Origin of the sequence: Deinococcus terrestris (genome assembly GCF_009377345.1) — a bacterium.
Lineage (GTDB): Bacteria > Deinococcota > Deinococci > Deinococcales > Deinococcaceae > Deinococcus > Deinococcus terrestris.
The window spans coordinates 211,990-233,851 of sequence record NZ_WBSL01000003.1; the positions used below are offsets into that span (position 1 = coordinate 211,990).

Genomic DNA, 21,862 nt, shown 5'->3' on the forward strand with positions numbered 1-21,862 from the left:
GGAGACGGGGTCTTTTCGGGGCACTCCGCCTATGATGGACCCATCTACCCGCGCCCCTCGCGGGGGCCTGCCAGAAGGCGGCCAGAAGGAGACTGACATGGCGATGAACCTGTTCGGTGCGCGTGACGTGCTCACCACCAAGGCTGGGCAGAAGCTCTATTTCTACGACCTCAACAAGCTTCAGGTGGACGGCGCGGACATTGCCCGCCTGCCCTTCAGCGTCAAGGTGCTGCTCGAAAGCGTCCTGCGTGAGGCTAACAACTACGACGTGCGCGAGGAGGATGTCCGCGCCGTCGCGAACTGGAAGCCCGTCAACGAGGAAATCGAGATTCCCTTCAAGCCCGCCCGCGTGATTCTTCAGGACTTCACGGGCGTGCCCGCCGTCGTGGACCTTGCGTCCATGCGCGACGCGATGGTCAAGCTCGGCGGTGACCCCAAGCAGATCAACCCACTGATTCCGGTCGACCTCGTGATTGACCACTCGGTGCAGGTCGACGAGTTCGGCACCGACTTCGCGCTCGCCAACAACATGGCGCTGGAGTTCGAGCGCAACCGCGAGCGCTACGAGTTCCTCCGGTGGGGTCAGCAGGCCTTTGACAACTTCGGCGTGGTGCCGCCCGCGTCGGGCATCATCCACCAGGTTAACCTCGAATACCTCGCCAAGGGCGTGCAGAGCCGCCCCGAGGACGACGGCGTGGTCGTGTACCCCGACTCGCTCGTCGGCACCGACAGCCACACCACCATGATCAACGGCCTGGGCATCGTGGGCTGGGGCGTGGGCGGCATCGAGGCCGAGGCCGTGATGCTGGGCCAGCCCATCTACATGCTGATGCCGGAAGTCATCGGCTTCAAGATCACGGGCGCGATGCCGGAGGGCGCCACCGCCACCGACCTCGCCCTGCGCGTCACGCAGATGCTGCGCGAGAAGGGCGTGGTGGGCAAGTTCGTGGAGTTCTACGGGGCGGGCCTGAGCAGCATGACCCTGCCCGACCGCGCGACCATCGCCAACATGGCCCCCGAGTACGGCGCCACGATGGGCTTTTTCCCCGTCGACGAGGAGGCGCTGCGCTACCTGCGCCGCACGGGCCGCCTGGAAGACGAGATCGAACTCGTCGAGGCGTACTACAAGGCGCAGGGCATGTTCCGCACCGACGAGACGCCCGATCCCGTCTTCACCGACACCATCGAACTCGACCTGTCCACCATCGTGCCCAGCCTCGCCGGGCCCAAGCGTCCGCAGGACCGGGTCGACCTCACCGACATGCACACCGTGTTTGCCGAGGCTCTGACCGCGCCCGTCAAGAACCGGGGCTTCGAGCTGGACGCGGACAAGCTGGACGCGCAGGGCACCATCGGCGGCACCGACATCAAGATCGGGCACGGCGCGGTGACGCTGGCGTCGATCACCTCCTGCACGAACACCTCCAACCCCAGCGTGCTGATCGCGGCGGGCCTCGTCGCCAAGAAAGCCGTGGAAAAGGGCCTGAGGCCCAAGCCCTGGGTCAAGACCAGCCTCGCGCCCGGCTCCAAGGTCGTCACCGAGTACCTTGAGGCCGCCGGGTTGCAGGACTACCTCGACCAGATCGGCTTCAACACGGTCGGCTACGGCTGCATGACCTGCATCGGGAACTCCGGGCCGCTGCCCGAGCCCACCGTGCAGGCCATCGAGGAAGGCAACCTCGTGGTCGCGTCGGTGCTGTCGGGCAACCGCAACTTCGAGGGCCGCGTCAACCCCCACATCAAGGCGAACTACCTCGCCTCGCCGCCCCTCGTGGTGGCCTACGCGCTCGCGGGCACGGTCGTCAATGACATCGTGAACGACCCCATCGGCACGGGCACGGACGGCCAGCCCGTCTACCTGCGCGACGTGTGGCCGACGGGCGCCGAGATCCAGACCATCATGGATCAGGCGATCAACGCGGAGATGTTCAAGCGCGTCTACGACGGCATCGAGCAGAGCAACGAGCAGTGGAACGCGATTCCGGTCGCGGAGGGGGCGCTGTACACCTGGAACCCCGAGTCCACCTACATCCAGAACCCGCCCTTCTTTGAGACGCTGGCGGGCGGCCCGAGCGACATCACCTCCATCGAGGGCGCCCGCGTGCTCGTGAAGGTGGGCGACTCGGTGACCACCGACCACATCAGCCCGGCCGGGTCCTTCAAGTCGGACACCCCGGCGGGCAAGTACCTACTGGAGCGCGGCATCCAGCCCAAGGACTTCAACTCCTACGGCTCGCGCCGCGGCAACGACCGCATCATGACGCGAGGGACGTTCGCCAACATCCGCCTCAAGAACCAGCTCGCGCCCGGCACCGAGGGGGGCTTTACCACCAACTTCCTGAACGGTGAAGTGACGAGCATCTACGACGCCTCGACCGCCTACAAGGAAGCGGGCGTGCCGCTGCTGGTCTTCGCGGGCAAGGACTACGGCATGGGCTCCAGCCGCGACTGGGCCGCCAAGGGCACCTTCCTGCTGGGCGTGAAGGCCGTGATCGCCGAGAGCTTCGAGCGCATTCACCGCTCCAACCTCGTCGGGATGGGCGTACTGCCCCTCCAGTACAAGAACGGCGAGACGGCGGACAGCCTCGGCATTCAGGGCGACGAAACCTTCGACCTGATCCTGCCCGGTGACCTGAAGCCCCGTCAGGACGTGACGCTGCGCGTCACCAAAGACGGCCAGACCCGCGAGGTCACCCTCCAGTGCCGCATCGACACGCCGGTCGAGATCGACTACTACAAGAACGGCGGTATTCTCCAGACTGTGCTGCGCGGGATTCTGGAGCGCAGCGGCCAGCGGGCGGGCGCTCAGGCGTAAGCCGGTTCGGTCCGCAGAAAAGCCCCGACCCGCTGACTGGGTGGGGGCTTTTCTGCGTCCTGGGTCGCTCTACTCGCGCCGCACCCGCTCAGGCCGCAGCCGTCCTTGCGGCGTCTGAAGGTAATGGACCAGCCACGCCACGACGACGAGAAGGTGCAGCGTCAGCAGGCCGAAGAGCGCCGTGTCGGGCTGACTGGTGTGCCCGTAGGCCCCGACCAGCTGGAAGAGGACCAGCGTCAGCAGCACCTTGGGCCGACGCTCGGGAAAGCGCACATAGGCGTATGTACCGCCCACCATGCTGAACAGAAGCGGAAGAAGGAGAGCGTTGAGCATCTCTTGACCCATGCCTCATTCTGAATCAGCAAGTCTGACAGGAATTGTGCTTTGGGTGAGGTGTTCTCTGGCTGCCCTCAGCCGAAGTACGTGAGAATCATGTGAGCAGTTCAAGGGTGGCGCAAGGTTGCGTCAACCTCGGGTAAGGGAGAAAACCTCCCACGCGCGGGGTCGACTTTCTACACTCCCCGAAGGAGGCTGATTTATGGCTCGATTGCAAGGCAACGGCGGGGGCGGCGGGCGCACGGCGCTCCTCGTCATTCTGATTCTGCTCATTCTGTTCCTACTGGCGTACTTTCTGTACCTCAAGCCCCAGGGCATCCTCGACCTGGGCTTCTAAGCCCAGGCTCCCACCCGGAGGAATCGCATGATCAAAGGCAAAGAACTGCTGGGCCGCAACGTCGTGGCCATCAACACGGGCGAGCGCATCGACAGCGTGCGCGACCTCGTCTTCGACCATCAGGCCAATCAGGTCCTGGGACTGCTCGTCGACGAGGGCGGCTGGTTCCGCTCGGCGCGGGTGGTGCCCTTCGAGGCGATCCGCTCGGTTGGGGAAGACGCCATCATGGTGGACAGCGCCGAGGCCGTGACCTCCACCCGTGAGGACGGCCGCCTCGCCGAGGTGCTGGACTCCAATATCAGCCTCGTTGGGATGACCCTGCTGACCACCGACGGCCAGAACCTCGGCAAGATCGCGGACGTGTACTTCGACGAGACGACCGGGCGCGTGGAAGGCTACGACGCGACCGGCGGCATCTTCAGCGACCTCACCAGCGGCCGGACCTTCGTGCCCGCGCCGGAGGACGTGCAGATCGGTCAGGACGCCGCCATCGTGCCCATCAGTGTGGCGACCGCCATGCAGGAGCAGGAGCCCGGCGGCCTGAAGGGCGCCTATCAGAGCGCTGCCGAGAGCGTCAAGCACGGCTACGAAAACATCGCGGAAGCCACCAAGGAACGCCAGAAGGAATACGTCGTCGGCAAGACGGCGGGCGGCGACATCACCCTGGAAGACGGCACCGTGATCGTGCAGAAGGGGGACACCATCACCGCCGAGCAGGCCGAGCAGGCCGAGGGGGCGGGCAAGCTGGCCGCACTCGCGACCGCCGCAACGGGCGGAGTGCTCTCGGAAGCCTATGGCAGTGCCAAGGAGCGGGTGCAGGGCAGCGTGGACGACCTGCGCGGAGCCAGCGCCGAGCGTCAGCGCGAGTACGTGATCGGCAAGACCGCTGCCACCGACGTGACGGCGGAGGTGGCCGACGGGGTGCAGGAGGTCATCGTTCACCAGGGCACGGTCATCACGCCTTTCCATGCCGAGCGGGCCGAGCAGGCTGGGCGCCTGCCCGCGCTCGTCGCGGCGGCGGGCGGCGGCAGCCTCACGGAGACCGTCCAGACGCTGACCGGGCGCCGGGAAGCCACCACTGTGGAGGACACCATCGGGCGCCGGGTCCGCAGTGACGTGCGCACGCCCACCGGCAACCTCCTCGCCGTGCAGGGCCAGATCGTGACTCCCGCCGTGGCCGAGCGTGCCCGCACCCTGGGGCTGGAAGCCGCGCTGATTGCCGCGACCGTCGCTCCCCAGACTGCGGGGGCAAGCAGCACCGGCACCGCCGCCGCCCTGTCCGGGGGCGTGGCGAGCGTCAGCGAGGGCGCGAGCAACCTGCTTGACCGCGCCAAGTCGTGGTTCAGCGACAAGCGCGAGGAGGCGGGAGAGGCCCTCGAAAACCGTCAGCAGCAGCAGAGGGAGCAGAAGGTGCGCGACGCGCTGGGCCGCCCCGTCACCCGCGTGATTCTGGCCCCCGACGACACCATCATCCTCAATGTCGGCGAGATCGTGACCCACAAGGCCATCGACGCCGCGCGGGCCGGAGACGTGCTCGACATCCTGGTGGACAGCGTGAGCAAGGAAGAGCCGATCATCGACCCCCTCGCCGTGCGCCCCCACGAGACGGGCGTCGCTGCGCTGGAAGGTCAGGCCGACCTTGCCGAGGAACGGCTGGACGACGGCGCCCGGCCGGGAATGGACCCGGTGAACCCCACCGACCCCACCCGGCGCAACTGAGCCTTTCAAGCTGAGGGCGGACCTCCCGTGCTGGGGGTCCGCCCTCTCCTGCTGTGCCCGTTATACCGTTGCCGTCCAGTTCGTTATCGAATCGGGAGAGCACCGATTCAAGAACCCCTTTTCCGGCCACCGTTTCTTTCCGTCTCGCTCCGCTCGGGTTGAATAGAAGTTGTCACTGCTCGACCCGAATTCGTGTCAGTTGCGGAAAATGACCTCTTCCCGGTGGAAGGACCGCAGCGCCAGCAGCCCCAGCAGCAGCGTCCCCACCAGATTGGCCCCAATCGCGGTGAGCGCGTGCCCGGCCGTCAGGTTGCCGCGCACCACGTCGAGGATAGCCACCATGCTTCCGAAGAGGGGCAGGGCGTAGATGCCGTCACTTAGGGTCAGGAAGTCGCTGAATTGCAGCAGCACTGCCGGAAACACGATGGCGAGCGAGAGCGGCGTGACGTAGGTCTGCGCTTCCTTGTACGAGCGGGCGTAGATGCTCAGGGCGATCAGGATGGCGCTGATGAGGAGGGCGGCGCTGATCACCGTCCCCAGCAGCGCGAGCGCCCCCCCCAGCGTCAGCGTGAGTTGCCCGCCGAACGCCTGGGTGAGTTCGGCGCCCGCTCCGTCCCCGTCCAGCAGAAGCCGCGACAGCACTCCAGTCAGCAGAAAGCCCGCCACGCTGAACAGGGCGGTGGTCAGCGCCGTGATCGTCGTGGCGAGCAGTTTTCCGGCCACGACCTCCGAACGCCGGACAGGCGAGACGAGCAGGCTTTCGAGGGTGCCGCGCTCCTTTTCGCCTGCCGTGGCGTCGAGCGCGGTCGCCATCGCCCCCGACAGGATGAAGTTCAGCATCAAGAGGGGAATCAGGAAGGCGAGCTGCCCGCTGCGCCGCTCCTGCTCGGGGCTGGCGTCGATGGGGGAGAGGGTCACGGGCGTCAGCGTCTGCGCCCCCAGCCCCAGCCCGCTCAGCCGTTCCAAGGCCAGCTCGCGGTTGTACGCCTCCACGGTGGCCTGCACCTTGGCGAAGGCCCCGGTCTGTGCCCGCAGGTTGCCCAGCTTGGCGTACACCTCCAGCTCTCCCGTGCCGTCGCCCGCGCGGGTGGGCAGCGGCTCCGGCGCCCGCAGCGCCGCGTCCACCTCGCCCGACTGCACGGCGGCGCGGGGGTCCTCCACCGGGACAAGTTCGACCCCGGCGCGGATCACGGTGCCGTCAGGGGCCTTCTCGTCGCGGGTCAGGGCGGTGCGCAGCGGCGCGGGCAGCGTGCCCACCACTCCGACCTGCTGCCGCTCCTGCGCCTGCCCGCCAATGAAATTGCCCAGGAGCAGCGGCAGGCCCAGCGTGAACAGCGGAATCAGCAGCAGCGGAATCAGGATGGTGCTTGTCAGGGTGCGGCGGTCGCGCAGGGTCGAGAGCAGGTCGCGCGAGGCCACCCGCCAGATGTAATCAGGACGCACGCGCCGCCTCCCCGTCCATGCCGCGCACCAGCGCGAAAAAGGCCCGTTCCAGATTGCGCTCGCCCGTCCGCGCCAGGATGTCGGGGATGGTTCCTGCCGTCACAAGTTCGCCCTGGTGCAGGATCGCCACCCGGTCGCAGACTTCCTCGGCCTCGCTCATGACGTGGGTGGAGTAGAGGGTCAGCCGCCCCGGCCGCCGCGCCGCCGCCACGAAGTCGAGCAGGGTGCGCCGCGCGAAGATGTCCAGCCCGCTCGCCGCCTCGTCGAGCACCAGCACCTGCGGGTCGTGGATCACGGCGCGGGCGATCACCACCTTCTGCTTCATGCCCGTCGAGTACTCGCCCGCGCGGGTGTCCAGGGTGCGCCCCAGGTCCAGCGCGGCGTCGAGTTCCGCGATGCGGGTGTCGGCCTGCGCCCGCGTCATGCCGTAGAAGCCCGCAAAGGAGCGCAGCACCTCGCGCCCCGTCAGCCGCGCGGGCAGGCCCATGCCGCCGTTGACCACACCGATCACCCGGCGCACCGCCTCCGGCTCGCGCGTCACGTCGTGGCCCGCCACGCTCGCGGTCCCTGAGGTAGGCCGCAGCAGGGTCGCCAGGATGCGCAGCAGGGTGGTCTTGCCCGCCCCGTTGGGGCCGAGCAGGCCGAAGACCTCGCCCTCCCCCGCCGTGAGGCTCACGTCCCGCAGCGCGGCGTGCCGCCCGTAGGTCTTGCTCAGGTTCTGTATCTCCAGCATTGTTCCTCCCACCTGACCCTACGGCACAGGTGAGACGAACGTTGCCGGGCTCACGTTGTGTGGCGGCCCACCCGTCCCGTCAAGGAACGCTAGAGGCGCCGCGTGGCCCCTCTCACGGTGGTCTGATGGGCGGGGGGTACGCTGGAATCCAGAAGTGAGGAAGCGGGGAGCCGCCTGGCCTGCCCGCCGTTTGTTGCCCCCAGTTCAATGCCGGGTCAGCTTGGCTCATCCAGATGAGAGCCCGATCTGTCACAATAGGAAAGTTGCGCCCTGCGCACTTGTACCGAGTCCATGATCCCGACTTACCGCCGGAGGGGCCTGACCGTCCGCTCTGGTTTTCCGGAGGATAGCGCATGTTTAACCCCCCCACCCTCGAAGACCTGCAAGAAACCCGGCGTGCCAACGAAAAGCTCGTCCTGAAGGCGCTGGAGAGCAAGCCCGAATGGGTCGAGACCGAACTCGCCAAGACCACCGGCCTCGCCCTGTCGCACCTGCGGGCGGCCCTTGCCAGCCTGCTCGACCAGGGCCGGGTGCGCCGCCTGCCCGGCACCGGCACCCGCGCCGTGTACGGCCTGGCCGACCCCGGCCTCGCGGACGTGCCCGCCACGCCGCTGACGGAGGATGCCAAGCGCGTCCGTGACTACCTTGAAGGCCGGGCCGACAGCGCCCTGTACATGAGCGACCAGCTCCGCATGACCCGCGACGACGTGATGGCGGCGCTCTCGCTCCTGAACGCGCACGGCATGATCACCTGCACCTTTGTGGGCAGCCTGGTGATTTTCCGCCTCAAGGAAGCGCAGGCGCTGGGGCAGGAGCAGCCGACGCCCGCCCCCACGACCGGCAAGAAGAAGCAGGTCGCCTGACCTTCCGCTGCTGCTGATCCCTGGGCCTCCCGCTGTGGAGGCCCTTTTTCTTGGGGCTGACCGGGCGGGGACAGGGCCTCTGTTATGCTGGGCTTCATGAAGCTCGTGCTCGCCGTGATTCAGGATGCCGACGCCGCCGCGCTGATCCGGGTGCTGTCGGAAAACGCCTTCGAGGTCACCAAGCTCGCCAGCACGGGCGGCTTTCTGCGCGAGGGCAACACCACCCTGATGATCGGGGTCCCCGATACCCGCATGGACGAACTCAAGCGCCACGTCCAGCAGACCTGCCGCACCCGCACCCGCCTCGTCACCCCCGGCGTCCCGATGGGCGAGGGCGGCGAGGGCATGGCGTCGGACCCCGTGGAGGTCGCGGTGGGCGGCGCGGTGATGTTCGTGCTGGGCGTGCAGGAGTTCGTCAAGGTCTGAGCGCCAGAGGTTGAAGCGCCCGTCAGCCGAACTCATCTGCGGCGGGACCGGGAAGGAGAAAGCTGGGGCATGCGCCTCCTGATGCCCGTCTGCGCCGCCCTCGCCCTCGCCCTGACTCCACTGGCGTCTGCCGTGCCAGTCAAGCCCGCCTGGACCGTGCCAGGGGTCGGGTGGCAGGGCTTCGCGGCCTCGGGCGAACTGTTGACCCGGCCCCGGCTGGCTTCCGGCGAGTGGGCGGGCACCCTGGAGCGGCGCGACCCCGCGACGGGCGAGGTGCGGGCACGGCTGGACCTCGCCCCGGACATGGGCCTACTCACCGTCACGCCGGACCTAACGGGGGGCGCGTGGCTGAACCGCAGCGGGGACGTGCTGACCGTCCGCACGCCGGGCCGCGAGTGGCGGGCCAGCACCCCCGGCCTGAGCGGGACACTGTTCCTGCGCTTCAGCCCGGATGGGAACACACTGGTCCTCGGGAACGCGAACGGGTACGTGCAGCTCTGGGACGTGGCGGCGGGAGAGCGCCGGGCCACCCTGCTGCTGGCTTCCCGGCCCGAGGCGGTCGCCTTCCACCCGGATGGGGAGCGGCTGGCAGTCAACGAGCGGGGCTGGCACGCCAACAGGAGCAGCGTGACCCTCTGGCGGCTGAGTACCGGGGAGCAGGTGGGAGAGGTGCCGGGGGTGCGCGGCGTGCTGCGGCCCTTCGCCTTTGCCCCCGACGGCACTCTGGTCGTGCCCCTGGCGTACAGCGTGGGCTGGCTGGACCCGGTAAGTGGGCGGGTGGTGCGGCGGCTGCCGACCTACACCGAGCCCTGCCCCCCGGACGGGCAGGCAGAGCGGACGTGCGCCCGGGGAGTCTGGACGGCCAGCCTGAGCGCGGATGGGCAGCGGGTCCTCGCCAACTCCGCCGAGCGGCGCGGCGGGGAAGACATGCCCGTGGCGCGGCTGTACGACGCGGGAAGCGGGGCGTTGCTGGGAACCTGGGACACGCCGCACGCCTCGGCCACCCTCTCGCCGGATGCGCGGACGCTGCTGCTGAACACCTGGATGGGCGAACTCCAGGGGGTCACGCTGCCCTGAAGCCCGCCCATCCTCCCCATCCGGTTACTTCGTGTCGTACCAGTTCGGTCCCACGCCGACCTCGACCGCCAGCGGCACGCTGAGCTGCGCGGCGCCCTCCATGACCTCGCGGGTAAGCCGCGCCACCTCCTCGGCCCGGTCCTCCGGCGCCTCGATCAGCAACTCGTCGTGGACTTGCAGCAGCAGCCTCGCTCCCAGCGCCTCCAGCTCGCGGTCCAGCCGCACCATCGCCAGCTTGATGATGTCGGCGGCGGTGCCCTGAATGGGCATGTTGTACGTCAGGCGCTCGCCCGCCTCGCGCAGGGTGCGGTTGGACGCCTTCAGCTCCGGCACGTAGCGGCGGCGGCCATACAGCGTCTCGACGTAGCCATGCTCGCGGCCGAATTCCAGCGTGCGGTCGATATAGCGCCGGATGCCGGGATAAGTGCTGAAGTACACCTCGATGAAGGTCGCCGCCTCCGCGTAGGGAATACCGAGGTCGTTGCTGAGGCGGTGGGCACTCATCCCGTACAGCACGCCGAAGTTGACCGTCTTGGCGGCGCGGCGCTGGTTGGGCGTGACGGTCGCCTCGTCTAGCCCCAGCACCTGCGCGGCGGTGCGGCGGTGGATGTCGGCGCCTTCCTGAAAGGCCTGCTGCATCAGGCGGTCTTCCGCAATATGCGCGAGCAGCCGCAGCTCGATCTGCGAGTAGTCGGCGCTGATCAGCACGAAGCCATCCTCCGCGATAAAGCCCTTGCGAATCTCGCGGCCGAGTTCCGAGCGGATGGGGATGTTCTGGAGGTTGGGGTTGAGGCTGCTCAGCCGCCCGGTTGCCACCGCCGTCTGCGCGAAGGTGGTATGCAGGCGCCCGGTCTGCGGATTGACAAGGTTGGGGAGGGGATCAAGGTACGTCCCCCGCAGTTTTTCCAGCTCGCGGTATTCCAGCAGTGCGGGGATGATGGGATGCTCGTCGCGCAGGGGTTCGAGGGCGGAAACCGCCGTGCTGCGCTTGCCCGTCAGCTTGGTCTTCTTGCCGCTGGCGAGGCCGAGTTCGTCGTACAGCACGGTTTCGAGCTGGTCGCGGCTGCGGATGGGAAACTCGCGGCCCGCGTGTCCATGAATCTCGGCCTCCAGGGTGGCGAGGCGCTCGGCCGTGGCGATGGACAGCCCGCGCAGGTAGGCGCTGTCGAGCCGCACCCCGCGCACCTCCATCCGGGTCAGGACCGCCGAGAGGGGCCGCTCCATCTCCTCGTAGAGCTTGCGGCGGGGCTCGTCGAGCTGGGGCGGGAGGTCGGCCATCAGGCGGTGGGTGATCGCGGCGCGGGTGGCCGCGTCGTCGGGCCAGGACAGGCGCAGGTAGCGCTCGGTGACGGTGGGCATGTTCGTGTTGGCGGGGTCGAGGAGATAGGCGACGAGGAGGGGATCGTCGCCCGGCTCCACCACCGTCCCGCGCACGCTGAGGTGCGCCGCGAGCGCCTTGGCCCCCGCCGCCCGCACCGACCGCTGCCCGATGAACTCGGCGTCGGAAACGGTGGGGGGGTACAGGGCCGCGAGCCGTTGCGAGGCCTTTTCGGCGGCGCGGGCCGCTTTCTCGGCAGCCTTCTGCTCGGCTTTGGTGCGCGGCGCGTCTGGGAGCAGCGCGGGTTCGGCGGGCGCTTCCGCTGCGGGCAGGGCACCGGGCGGGGGGGTGCGCTCTTCGGTCGGCGCGACGCGGGCCACTTCACCGTCGAAGGTGGCCGCCGCGATCAGGTCGGCGGTGAGGTCGTCCTCACGCGAGAGGACGTAGCCCCAGGTCACGTCTGGCCCCGGCGTGCGCCACGGCTCGGTCTGGGGTGGGGTGAAGGCTCCAGTTTCAGGGGCAGCAGTGGCGGCGGCCACGAGCGAGTCGGCCTCCTTTTGCCCCAGCGCGAGCACCTCCCGCTTGAGGGACACCAGCTCCAGCTCGTCGAGCAGTTCCATCAACTGGTCGGGATCGCCGGGGCCGCGCGGCACGCCGAGCTCGACCTTCAGCGGCAGGTCGGTGACCATGCACGAGAGGTCGCGGCTGAAATAGATGTCCTTTTCCGAGGCGAGCAGCTTCTCGCGGGTCCCCTTCGGTTCCAGTGTGCCCGCACGGGCGGCCTCCAGCGCGGCGTCGAGGGTGCCGTACTCCTGCAAAATCTTGGCGGCGGTCTTGGGGCCGATGCCCTTGGCGCCGGGGATGTTGTCGCTGGCGTCTCCGGTCAGCGCCCGGTAGTCCACCCACTGCCGCACGGTGACGCCGTACTTGTCCAGCACCTCCTGAGGCCCGATCAGCGAGAAGTCGTTGGCGATCACGCGCACGTGGTCGTCGAGCAGTTGGTAGGCGTCGCGGTCGGAGGTCACGATCCGGACCTGAAAGCCCCGGCCTTCCGCCATGCGGGTCACCGAGCCGATCACGTCGTCGGCCTCGTAACCCAGTTCCTCCAGCCGGGGCCAGCCCAGCGCGTCTACCAGGGCACGCAGGCGGCGAATCTGGCCGGGCAGGTCGGAAGGCGTCTGGGCGCGGCCCGACTTGTAGCCGTCGTACTGCTCGTGCCGGAAGCTGCCGCCGGGCGGGTCGAACACCACGATAATCTGGTTGCTGGCTTGCCGCGCGAGCCGCAGTGTCTGGCGCAGGAAGCCCAAAATGGCGTGCGTCGCTTCCCCCTTGCTGTTGCTCAGGGGCGGCAGCGCAAAGTAGGAGCGGAATGCCAGCGCGTGCCCGTCGATGAGCACGAGTGTGTCGGGCGAGGGGGGGGTCATGCGGGCATTGTACGGAGGGGCCGGGAGGAGAGAGCCGCCCCGCCCGCGCTGGGGGTAGGGTGGCGGCGGGGAGCTGGCCGCCCGTTCTCTGCCTCAGTGCCTGTGCAGCGGCTCGTCCAGCACCCCGTCCGGCGTGATCAGGCGCTCGACGATGGGAAAGGTGTCCAGCCCCTGCGCGGCCACGTTGGACAGCGCGTAGGCGTCGGCCGCCGCGTAGTTCACGCTGTATCCCAGGTCCGCGAGCGCCCCCAGCGTGAGGCGGCTCAGGGGCATCTGGCCCCGGCTCACGAATCCGGTCATCAGTTCGGCCCCGAAGACAGACTTCTTCCAGTGGCCGCACTTGGTGCCCTCGCCGTAGCCGTCCTCGACCGGGACGGCGGCGGCCAACCCGCCGAGTGCCCGGTACTCACGCAAGCCTGCCGCCCCGGTGTACTGCACCTGGGTCGCGGCCGTGCAGGAGGCTGCATCGGCCGCCAGAAACCTGTTCCACAGGGTGCCGATGCCCAGCACGTGGCCCATCTCATGCAGGATCACGCCGGTCAGCGTGCCGTTCGCCTCCATGCTCGCCAGGTCGGCCGAGTCGAACTGCATCTCGCCCCAGAGGGGCAGGCTGGTGCCGGGCCGCACCTGTCTCGGCCCGGCCTGCCCCAGCACCTTGCCGGGGCCATCGATGGGCACGCTGCTCGCCACGATGGTCAGGTCGTCCACCGTGACCCGCGCCCCGGTCGAAATCTGCACGCCCGCCACGTCCGGCAACCCCGCCGCGATAACCTGCGACCAGCGGGCCGCCGCCCCGGTGAAGGCGGCCTGTTGCGCGGGGGTCAGCAGGGTGCCGTTCGGAAAGACGACCGTGATGGCGAAGGGGTCCGAGGTCGGGGCGGGAGACTGCGGCGCGGCCACGACCGTGACTGTCAGGCTGGCCCGGCGGCTGGAGTCGCCCACGCTGACCGCCGTGACCGTGGCGGTGCCGGGGGCCACAGCGCTGACCCGCCCTGACCCGTCCACGCCCACCACGCCGGGATTGGAGGTGAACCAGGTGACGTTGCGGTCAAAGCTTCCCGTGCCTTGTACGGTCGCGGTGACGGGCTGGCTGCCCCCCGCCGTCAGGGTCAGCGAGGCGGGGCTGAGGGTCACCCCGGTGACCGTGGGCGCCGGGGCACTGACGGTCACGGTGAGGCTGGCCCGGCGGCTGGGGTCGCCCACACTGGTCGCGGTGATGGTGGCTTGCCCAGGCGCGGCGGCGGTGACCCGGCCTCCCGCGTCCACGCCCGCGACGCCCGCATTGGAGGTGGTCCAGGTCACGGCCGGATCGAAATTGCCTGTGCCCTGTACCGTGGCCGTGACGGACTGAGTGCCGCCCGTGGTCAGGTTGAGGTTTGTCGGGGACAGCACGACGCCCGTCACGGTGGCGGTAGGAACCGGGGCAATGACCGTGACGGTGAGGCTGGCCCGCTGGCTGGGGTCGCCCGCGCTGGTCGCGGTGACGGTGGCGGTGCCGGGAGCGGCGGCCGTCACCCGCCCGGCCGCGTCCACGCCCGCGACGCCTGCGTTGGAGGTGGTCCAGGTGACGGCCGGATTGAAGTTGCCCGTGCCCTGCACCGTGGCAGTAACGGCCTGAGTTCCGCCCACCGTCAGCTTGAGGGCCGTGTGGCTGAGGCTCATCCCCGTGACGGTGGGCGCTACCGGGCCAGGCACAGGCGCCGGTGGCGCGGTCACGGTAACCGTCAGGCTGGCCTTACGGGACGGGTCCTGCACGCTCGTGGCGGTGACCGTGGCGATTCCGGCCCCGGCCGCACTGACCTGCCCCTGCCCATCCACACTCGCCACACTGGGGCGGTCGCTGGCCCAGGTGACGGCCGGGTTGAAGTTCCCCGCGCCCTGCACGGTCGCCCGCACGCTCCGCCGCGCCCCGACCGTCAGCTCGAACGCCGGGGCATCCAGGCTCAGCCTCGTGATGGACGGCGTCGGCGCCATGGCCGGTGGGGGGGTGGTCGTGTCCGGCCGGGGCGCCGTGGAAGGGGAAGTGCAGGCGGTCAGCCCGAGGGCGAGGCAAAGGGTCAGGCGCAGGACAGGATGCATGGGACAGAGGTCTCCAGGGACGGTGCGGGAAGGAAGAGCGCTTCGTGAGGACAACCTCAACTTGACTTCATCTCTATTTTAGAAATTCGTCCCCTCCAGACTGCGAGCCAATCGCCACGGCCTGTCGAAAAGGCCACAAAGCGGGGCCCCGGAGTTCCAGCCGGGGCCCCACTCTGGGTTCTGGAAGGCGGGTCGCTCAGCCCCCTTGTCCCCGCGCCTCCACCACGCCTGCCAGCGTCCGGGCGACCTCGTGAATCTCGGCCTCGTCGGGGCCTTCGACCATCACCCGGATCAGGTTCTCGGTGCCGCTGGGGCGCAGGTTGACGCGGCCCCGGCCATTCAGGCGGGCCTCGGCCTCGGCGACGGCGGCCTGCACCGCCCCGTCGCGGGAGATGGCCTTCTTGTCGGCCACGCGCACGTTGACGAGGGTCTGCGGGAACATCACGAGGTCGTCGTGCAGCTCGTCCAGCGTGGTGCCCAGCTCCCGCATGTGCCCCAGCGTCAGCAGCGCGGTGAGCACCCCGTCTCCGGTGGGCGACACGTCGAGGAAGAGCATGTGCCCGCTCTGCTCGCCGCCCAGGGTCAGGCCCTGCTCGTGCAGGCGCTCGTGGACATAGCGGTCGCCCACGGCGGTGCGCTCCAGTCTCGCTCCGGCTTCCTTCAGCTTGACCTCCAGGCCCATGTTCGCCATCAGGGTGGTCACCACCGCCGCCTCGCCCCGTGCGCGGGCGCCCAGCAGCAGCATGTGGTCGCCGTGAACGACGTTGCCGCGCGAGTCCACGAACAGGGCGCGGTCGGCGTCCCCGTCAAAGGCCACGCCGAGGTCGTAGTCCCCCTCGCGCACGAGGCGCTGGAGGTGCTCCAGATGGGTCGAGCCGCAGCCCCGGTTGATGTTGCGGCCGTCAGGCGTGGTGTAGACGGCGAACACGTCGGCCCCCGCCGCCTGGAAGACCTTCGGCCCCACCCGGTAGGCCGCCCCGTTCGCGCAGTCCATCGCCACCTTCAGGCCCGTGAGGTCGGGCGCGTGCCCCCGCAGGAAACCCAGGTAGATGCGCTCGGCCTCCGCGTAGTTGGTCACCGAGCCAAGGTCGATGCCCGTCACGGGCGGCAGCGCGGGCACCTCGTCAATCGCGGCCTCGATCTCCAGCTCGGTCGCGTCGCTGAGCTTCTGGCCGCCCGGCCCGAAGAACTTGATCCCGTTGTCCTGGTAGGGGTTGTGCGAGGCGCTGATCACCACGCCCGCGTCGGCGCCGAGGTGCCGGGTGAGGTAACTCACGCCGGGGGTGGGCAGCACGCCCACGTGAACGACGGTCACGCCCCGGCTGGTCAGGCCCGCCGCGAGCGCCGCTTCGATCATGTCGCCGCTTTGCCGGGTGTCCTTGCCGATGACCACGCTGGCGCGGGGATTTCGCCGCTTGAAGACCTCGCCCGCCGCCGCCCCCAGGGTCATCACCCAGGCCGGGGTCAGCGGAAACTCGCCCGCCACCGCCCGCACGCCGTCGGTGCCGAAATACTTGCGCTCTGTCATGAGCGGCCATCATACGCGCCGCCCCCGGCCCCCCTGCCATGAACTTCCCGGCACTCGCCGGGGCGGAACTCTGGCCCGCCGGGCCGCGTACCCTGGGGCATGAGCGGATTTTCAGGCGGCTCCTTTTCCTTCGGTCGCAGCCACAGCCACGGACGCCGGGGCTTCGGAATGCTGGGCCACAGCCACAGCAGCGGGCATCGTCGGGGTGGGTTTCTCGGCGGCCTGACCAGCCACAGCAGCGGCCACCGGGGGCGCTACGTCGGCGGTGGGCATTACCGCCAGGCGCGGCGTTCGCGCGGGCTGGGGTGCCTGGGCGCGTTCATGGTGGGCGCCGCCCTGACCGGGGGCACGCTGGCCGGGGTGCTCTCGCTGCTGGCGTGAGGCTGGCGGCCCTCGCAGACGACCTGCGGCGGCTTCCCGGCCCCGGTCCGGCCCGTTCGGCGCGGGTATGGCCGGGGGACCTGCGGGCCGCCTTCCCCGGTCCCCGCCAGTTGCGCGAGGCTTGGGTGGGGGAGGGGGCGGCCTTCGCGCGGTACGCGGGCGGAGGCGGGGCTGGGGGCGGGGGCGGCCCCCTCTTCCTGAAGTACCTCCCGGCGGGCTGGCGCGACGAGCGGGCCTACGTGCGGCTGGGGCGTGAGGCGGCCTACCTGCGCGACCTCGCCCCCCTCTCGCCTGTGCCGCACGCTCGCTTCCGGCACGCGGCGAGCGACCCGGCCCGGCTGGGGGCACACCTCGTCACGGAAGACCTGACGGACGCGACGACGGGCTGGGGGGCATTTGCCACTGATGCGGAGCGGGAAACCGCGCTGGAACACATTGTGCGTCTGCTCGCCCGACACCACGCCTTCTGGCTGGATAGACCCGAGCTGCGCGGCGAGTGGGACTGGGACCCGGCGCGGGCAGTGCGGCGGGCGGGGCGGGTCAGGGTCGCCCCGGATTGGACAGACGGGGAGGGGTCGGCGGTGCGGGAGGCGGCCGAAGCCCTCCCCACGCTGCTGGCCGACACACGCGGCGTTACTCTCGCCCACGGCGACCTCCATGCCGGGCAGGTGCTGTGGTCGCGGGTGGACGGGTCGCCCATCCTGATCGACTACGGGCAGACGCACGCGGCGCCGCTGGGGGAGGACCTCGCCCACCTGCTGTACGTGCGGCTCTCGGCTCCTGACCGCGCCCGCCTCGGCCCCCGGTTACGAGAGGCGTACCTCGCGGAGCTCGCCGCCCACGGCGTTCACCGCAGCGAGGCCGGGTGGCAGGCCGAGGAGCGGGCGGGCCTCGCCCTGAACGTGCTGGCGACGGCGGCGCAGGCCGGGCGCGATCCCGGCAGCGGCGTGCGGGAGGCGCTGGCGCGGGTGACGGCCGGGTGGCACGGGGAGGGCTAGCCCTCCAGGCCCAGGAACCGCCGGTACCGCCCCAGTTCCGCCTCCAGCCCGCGCCGCAGCGCCGCTGTCCCGCGCACACCGAGTATCCAGGTCACGTCCGCTCGCAACTCGCCCCCCTCCACGCGCAGGTTGGCCCAGCCCACCGCCCGCTCGGCCTGAAAGACGGGCAGGGCATAGTAGCCGAACTGCCGCTTCTCGGCGGGTGTGTAGGCCTCCAGCCGGTACGTCCAGCCGTGCAGGTGGGCAAAACGGCGGCGGTCCCACACCAGGGGGTCGAAGGGACCGACCAGCCGCACCCCGCGCGGGGCAGGCAGCGCCGACACGTCCCAGTCGGCGGGCCAGACGTAGCGCAGGCCGTCCACCTTCTCCCCGTGGAGTTCTTCCCGGACGGCCCGGCGAAAGGCTGCCCTCAGCTCGGGGCGCAGGTGCGGCAGCCCGAAGCCCGACAGGCTCACCAGATACCCCAGGCTGGCCTCGGGCAGTGGGGCGTACAGGGCCGCGAGGAGGTAGACGGCGCCGCGCAGCCGCTCCCCCAGCGGAAGGGGCCGTTCGCGCAGGGCCGCCAGGTGGGGGGCCGGGCCGTAGAGCCGCACCCCCGACACCCGGCGGGTGACGCGGGCCTCGCCCCGGTGGTGCAGGGTGTCCAGCGCCCGCGTGCTCGCCGCCGACTGCCCACCCCAGGCGTTCGCCACCCGGCCCCGGCCCAGCCGCGCGGCCACCTCGCGGGGGTGCAACTCGCCGGACTCGCGCAGCAGCGCCCGTACCTCGTCCAAAAGCTCCGGGTGCTCGCGCTCAATTCGCGTCTCGCCCACCTCGCGCGGGTGGAGCAGCGCCTGCACCCGCCGGGGCACGAAGCCGTAGTTAGGCAGCATGTCTTCCTCGGCATCCAGCGCCGGGTAGAGGCGTTCGAGGTCGCCTGCTCGGTAGCCCCGGACCCTCTGCATCAGCGTGAGGTCCTGGGCGCGGGCCGGAGCGCGGATGGGGTCGGCCTGGAGGAAGGCCATCTCGTTCAGGGCGGCCTGAATGGAGGGCTGGCGGGTCAGGGTGCGGTGGGCGAGGGCTCGGAGGGCGGCGGGCGTGGGGGGCATGGAAGGAGGGTAAGGGGCAGGGGGTCTTGATTGCGGTTTGCCCCCACCCCCAGCCCCTACCCCCAGGGGGGGCAGGGGAGCTCACCGCTGCGCTCGGCAAAGGTCCACATGGGCGGCGCTGGCAGGACGGGTTCTTCAAGGGCAACGTTTGATCTTGGTGAGAGCTAGCTGCGGCCACCGTCTCGCTGCGCGATTGAGGCGTGGTGAAGGCGGTGCGAGGGCCGTTCGCTCCCACCTGTGCGGCGTCCACTGTGCCCGTCGTTGGAGGGGATTCAGCTTGGGCGTTGTTCCCCTTCTCCCCCCGCGGGACTCGTAGAGCTGCTTGCAGAGAGGGGCGTTGCGAAGCAACGGGGTAAGGGGGCGTGTGACCACCTCCCCTACCCCCTCCCCCTCACAACTCCATGCTCGGCACCCCCGGCGACACCCAGGGATTGCCCCGGATCAGGAAGCGCCACGGCAGGTTCTTGCCTGCCAGCAACCCCACGCGGGCGGTGATTCCGACCTGTTCGTCGGGCACGGGAAGGCCGGGCAGGAGGTACAGGGCCGGGCCATTGACGGGCTGCCCGGCGATCTGTTCAGGATTCAGCGCCAGCGCATAGACGAGCTTGGCGGGGCCGTTGGTGAGGTCGCGCTCGCGGGTGACCGGGCGGTGGGTCAGCATATGGCCGACACCCTCCAGCGGCTCCAGCGCCCGGATCAGCACGCTGGCCGAGACGCCTTCCTCCCGGCAGGCGACTTGCAGCAGGGGGTGGCCGTGCGCTGTCCAGAAGAGCCAGTGGCCGGGCGGGATCGCCATCGCCAGGGTGCGGACGGCGTGAAAGCGCCCGGCGGTGCAGGCGGGGTCGCGTATGCAGTCGTAGGCTTCGGCCTCGACCACCCGGCCCGCGAGCACCTCGCCGCCGGGCAGCACGCGCACCAGGGTCGCGCCCAGCAGCTCCCGCGCTGCCCGCACCGGGTCACGGTCAAAAAAGGCGGGGGAGAGGGGCGCAGGCACCGTCCCAGGGTAAGGCAACGGAGAGAAGGGGCGGCCTAGAGTTGCTCCTCGTGCGCCTTTTTGTTCTGCTGCTGGCCCTCGCGTGTCTCGTCGTCCTGCCCCAGTCGCGGGCGGGGCATGTCCCGCTGGTCTATCACCAGGTGGGCGGGGGCGGCGGCGTGACGCTGGGCATCGACGCGGCCACGCTGCGCCGCCGGGTGGAGACGCTGCGGGCCTCGGGCTATCTGTTCGTGACGAGCAGCGAGGCCCTGAAGTTTCCCGCCTCCGCCCGGACGGCCTCGCTGCGTTTCGACGACGGCTTCGAGAGTGTCTATACCCAGGCCTTTCCGGTGCTGCGTGCCCTGGGCGTCACGGGCACGGTCTATCCCATCTGGGAGCGGGTGGGGCAGCCGGGATACCTGACGGCGGCCCAACTGGAGGAACTGCGCGGGGCAGGCTGGGAGATCGGCTCGCACACCCGCACGCACGCGGCCCTGGTGGACCTGACCCCGGCCAGCCTGACGCGGGAACTGGCCTGGCCCGGCGGAACTGCGCCGGGGGGTGGGCCGGGAAGCGGTTGCCTGGCCTATCCCTTCTACCTGCAAGACGCGCGGGTGCGGCGGCACGCGCGGGCGAGCTACGCTTGCGCCGTCGCCGGAACTTTCGGGGTAAGCGGCGAGGCCCATGCCCTGCCGGGGCCGCTGGCCTCGCCCTGGGACGACTGGCTGCTGCCTTGGCGGGCGCCGCTGGGCGCGGACCTGCGGGTGCCCGCGCTGCTGGCCGGAGCCGGGCTGGGCGTCCTGGGTACGGGGGACGCCCCGGTCGCCGCGCCAACCCTGTGGAACCCCGCGGGCCATGAGCTGCTGGGGTCGGGCGCGTTCAGCCTGAGCTGGGAGGGGGGCGTGCGCGACACCCGCTTCGTGTGGCGGCAGGGGGACTGGGTGCTGGGCCTGAACCTGCTGCGCGGCGGGGCGAGCTACAGCGGCGCGAGCCTCGCCTACCACGTGGGCGGGCCGCTGACGGTGGCGGGCGGGTACGGCACGGCCGGGCCGCTGGGAGCGGTGGCCCTCGCGCTGGGCGGCTACGGCGAGGTCTGGACGCGGGCGCTGCCGGGGTCGCTCGTCCTGGGGGCCGAGGTGCTGCCGCTGGACTACCTGCGCCTGCGGGCCGAGTACGACGTGGTCACGCGGCGGGGCCGGGCCGAGGGGGTCTACGCCCTGCCGCTGCGCCCCGGCGAGGGCCGCCCGCTGCGGGCGCTGCTGGGCTACGACGGCGCGATCTACGCGGGCGCGGCCCTGAGACTGGGCGCCCACACGGCGGCCCTGACCACCCGGCTGGACCGTCCGGTCTTCGGGGTACGCGTGCAGACTGTCTGGTGACGGCCGTACACGGGGCCGGGAAGGGGCAAGGAACCCTCAACCCAACCCCCTCCCGCCGCGCCGGGGTCTGCCTCTAGGCTGCGGGCGCACTTCCGCACTCACCCCTACAGGAGGCAGACCCCATGATGGACATCTTCCACATGCTCGGCGGCATGGGCCAGACCCAGACCACCCTCGGACAGCGGCTCGGCACCTCGCCCCAGCAGACCGAGGCGGCGATGGAAGCGGCGATTCCGCTGCTGCTCGGCGCCATGACCCGCAACGCCCAGGACCCCCAGGGCGCCCAGTCGCTCGCCGGGGCGCTCGACCAGCACGACGGCCGTGCCCTCGACCTCTTCGGGCAGGGGCAGGCCCCCGATCCCTCCGAGGGCCAGCGGATTCTGGGCCACGTGTTCGGCGGGCAGCAGCAGGCCGCCGCGCAGGCCGTCAGCCGCCGCGCCGGAATCGACCCGCAGCTTGCCATGCAGCTTCTCTCGATGGCCGCGCCCCTCGTGCTGGCCTACCTCAGCCGCCGCCGTCAGGGCGGGGTGGGGCAGGGGCAGACCGGCGGCTTTCCCGGCGGTCAGGCCGGGGGCATGGGCGGCATCGACATCGGCAGCATCCTGGGCGGCCTGCTCGGTGGTGGCATGGCCGGGGCTGGTGGCGGCATGGGCGGCGGCCTCGGCGGGATGCTGGGAGGCGGCCAGGATCAGGGCTACGGGCAGGGACAACCCGGACGGATGGGCGGCGGGCAGGTTATCCCCGGCTACACGCACACCCCGGCGCAACAGCCGATGGGCAACCCGATGGGCCACCCCGGCCACTCCGGCACGGGGCAGATGGGCGGCAACCTCGGCGGCATGGTGGGGACGCTGAATAGCGCCCTCGACCGTGACGGGGACGGCAACGCCCTCAACGACCTGATCGGGATGTTCGGGGGACGGAGGCGGTAAGCGGTAAGCAGCC

The 21,862-nt window shown here is 70.4% G+C and carries 18 protein-coding genes; 10 read left to right on the forward strand and 8 right to left on the reverse strand.

The annotated features are described in order from the left end of the window. Positions 1-97: 97 nt before the first annotated feature. Positions 98-2,815 (forward strand): aconitate hydratase AcnA, encoded by a 2,718-nt coding sequence (gene acnA / locus F8S09_RS09435; protein WP_194165289.1) that lies wholly within the window; start codon positions 98-100, stop codon positions 2,813-2,815. A gap of 69 nt (positions 2,816-2,884) precedes the next feature. Here acnA and F8S09_RS09440 read toward each other — a convergent pair whose 3' ends face one another. Further along, positions 2,885-3,160: a hypothetical protein gene (locus F8S09_RS09440; protein ID WP_152871233.1), complete on the reverse strand. Its 276-nt coding sequence runs from the start codon at positions 3,158-3,160 to the stop codon at positions 2,885-2,887. A gap of 193 nt (positions 3,161-3,353) precedes the next feature. On the opposite strand from F8S09_RS09440, the gene F8S09_RS18155 reads away from it, so the two are divergent. After that, positions 3,354-3,488: a hypothetical protein gene (locus F8S09_RS18155; protein ID WP_265469042.1), complete on the forward strand. Its 135-nt coding sequence runs from the start codon at positions 3,354-3,356 to the stop codon at positions 3,486-3,488. A gap of 27 nt (positions 3,489-3,515) precedes the next feature. Beyond that, the gene (locus F8S09_RS09445) at positions 3,516-5,207 is read left to right on the forward strand and encodes a PRC-barrel domain-containing protein (RefSeq protein ID WP_152871234.1); all 1,692 of its coding nucleotides are present in this window, start codon (positions 3,516-3,518) and stop codon (positions 5,205-5,207) included. Positions 5,208-5,402: 195 nt separating this feature from the next. On the opposite strand, the gene F8S09_RS09450 is transcribed toward F8S09_RS09445, so the two are convergent. Beyond that, a complete protein-coding gene (locus tag F8S09_RS09450) occupies positions 5,403-6,650 on the reverse strand; it encodes an ABC transporter permease (RefSeq protein WP_322618689.1) in 1,248 nt (415 codons plus the stop codon). Further along, positions 6,640-7,383, reverse strand: a complete 744-nt coding sequence (locus F8S09_RS09455) for an ABC transporter ATP-binding protein (protein WP_152871235.1) — start codon at positions 7,381-7,383, stop codon at positions 6,640-6,642. Before F8S09_RS09455 ends, F8S09_RS09450 begins: the two co-directional genes overlap by 11 nt. A 353-nt stretch (positions 7,384-7,736) precedes the next feature. Here F8S09_RS09455 and F8S09_RS09460 point away from each other — a divergent pair, with 353 nt between their 5' ends. The 3 genes from F8S09_RS09460 to F8S09_RS09470 all read left to right on the forward strand — a co-directional run bounded on the left by F8S09_RS09460 (position 7,737) and on the right by F8S09_RS09470 (position 9,749). Next, positions 7,737-8,246 carry a transcription initiation factor IIE subunit alpha family protein gene (locus tag F8S09_RS09460; RefSeq protein WP_152871236.1) on the forward strand — a complete coding sequence of 170 codons (510 nt, stop codon included), beginning with the start codon at positions 7,737-7,739 and terminating at the stop codon, positions 8,244-8,246. Positions 8,247-8,342: 96 nt separating this feature from the next. Continuing rightward, positions 8,343-8,672, forward strand: coding sequence for a cyclic-di-AMP receptor (locus F8S09_RS09465; RefSeq protein ID WP_104992031.1), 330 nt, complete (start codon positions 8,343-8,345; stop codon positions 8,670-8,672). Between the two features lie 69 nt (positions 8,673-8,741). Beyond that, the gene (locus F8S09_RS09470) at positions 8,742-9,749 is read left to right on the forward strand and encodes a WD40 repeat domain-containing protein (RefSeq protein ID WP_152871237.1); all 1,008 of its coding nucleotides are present in this window, start codon (positions 8,742-8,744) and stop codon (positions 9,747-9,749) included. Positions 9,750-9,773: 24 nt separating this feature from the next. Here the strand turns inward: F8S09_RS09470 and polA are convergent, their stop codons facing one another. The 3 genes from polA to glmM form a co-directional block, all read right to left on the reverse strand. Continuing rightward, a complete protein-coding gene (gene polA / locus F8S09_RS09475) occupies positions 9,774-12,491 on the reverse strand; it encodes a DNA polymerase I (RefSeq protein WP_152871238.1) in 2,718 nt (905 codons plus the stop codon). Positions 12,492-12,584: 93 nt separating this feature from the next. Continuing rightward, positions 12,585-14,570: an Ig-like domain-containing protein gene (locus F8S09_RS09480; RefSeq protein WP_152871239.1), complete on the reverse strand. Its 1,986-nt coding sequence runs from the start codon at positions 14,568-14,570 to the stop codon at positions 12,585-12,587. 196 nt (positions 14,571-14,766) lie between these two features. Next, positions 14,767-16,098, reverse strand: coding sequence for a phosphoglucosamine mutase (gene glmM / locus F8S09_RS09485; RefSeq protein ID WP_152871240.1), 1,332 nt, complete (start codon positions 16,096-16,098; stop codon positions 14,767-14,769). Positions 16,099-16,197: 99 nt separating this feature from the next. Here glmM and F8S09_RS09490 point away from each other — a divergent pair, with 99 nt between their 5' ends. Together F8S09_RS09490 and F8S09_RS09495 are read left to right on the forward strand one after the other, a co-directional pair. Continuing rightward, positions 16,198-16,479 (forward strand): hypothetical protein, encoded by a 282-nt coding sequence (locus tag F8S09_RS09490; RefSeq protein ID WP_152871241.1) that lies wholly within the window; start codon positions 16,198-16,200, stop codon positions 16,477-16,479. Further along, positions 16,476-17,477, forward strand: coding sequence for a phosphotransferase family protein (locus F8S09_RS09495; RefSeq protein ID WP_322618690.1), 1,002 nt, complete (start codon positions 16,476-16,478; stop codon positions 17,475-17,477). Before F8S09_RS09490 ends, F8S09_RS09495 begins: the two co-directional genes overlap by 4 nt. Here the strand turns inward: F8S09_RS09495 and F8S09_RS09500 are convergent. After that, entirely contained in the window at positions 17,474-18,565 is a 1,092-nt protein-coding gene (locus tag F8S09_RS09500; RefSeq protein WP_227978602.1) for a DNA glycosylase AlkZ-like family protein, read from the reverse strand. The two genes, F8S09_RS09495 and F8S09_RS09500, sit on opposite strands and share 4 nt — an antisense overlap. A gap of 391 nt (positions 18,566-18,956) precedes the next feature. After that, positions 18,957-19,559 (reverse strand): DNA-3-methyladenine glycosylase, encoded by a 603-nt coding sequence (locus F8S09_RS09505; RefSeq protein ID WP_322618691.1) that lies wholly within the window; start codon positions 19,557-19,559, stop codon positions 18,957-18,959. A gap of 50 nt (positions 19,560-19,609) precedes the next feature. Here F8S09_RS09505 and F8S09_RS09510 point away from each other — a divergent pair, with 50 nt between their 5' ends. Both F8S09_RS09510 and F8S09_RS09515 read left to right on the forward strand, forming a co-directional pair. Beyond that, positions 19,610-20,917 carry a polysaccharide deacetylase family protein gene (locus F8S09_RS09510; RefSeq protein ID WP_152871243.1) on the forward strand — a complete coding sequence of 436 codons (1,308 nt, stop codon included), beginning with the start codon at positions 19,610-19,612 and terminating at the stop codon, positions 20,915-20,917. Between the two features lie 122 nt (positions 20,918-21,039). Beyond that, the gene (locus tag F8S09_RS09515) at positions 21,040-21,849 is read left to right on the forward strand and encodes a DUF937 domain-containing protein (protein ID WP_152871244.1); all 810 of its coding nucleotides are present in this window, start codon (positions 21,040-21,042) and stop codon (positions 21,847-21,849) included. Positions 21,850-21,862 lie beyond the last annotated feature (13 nt).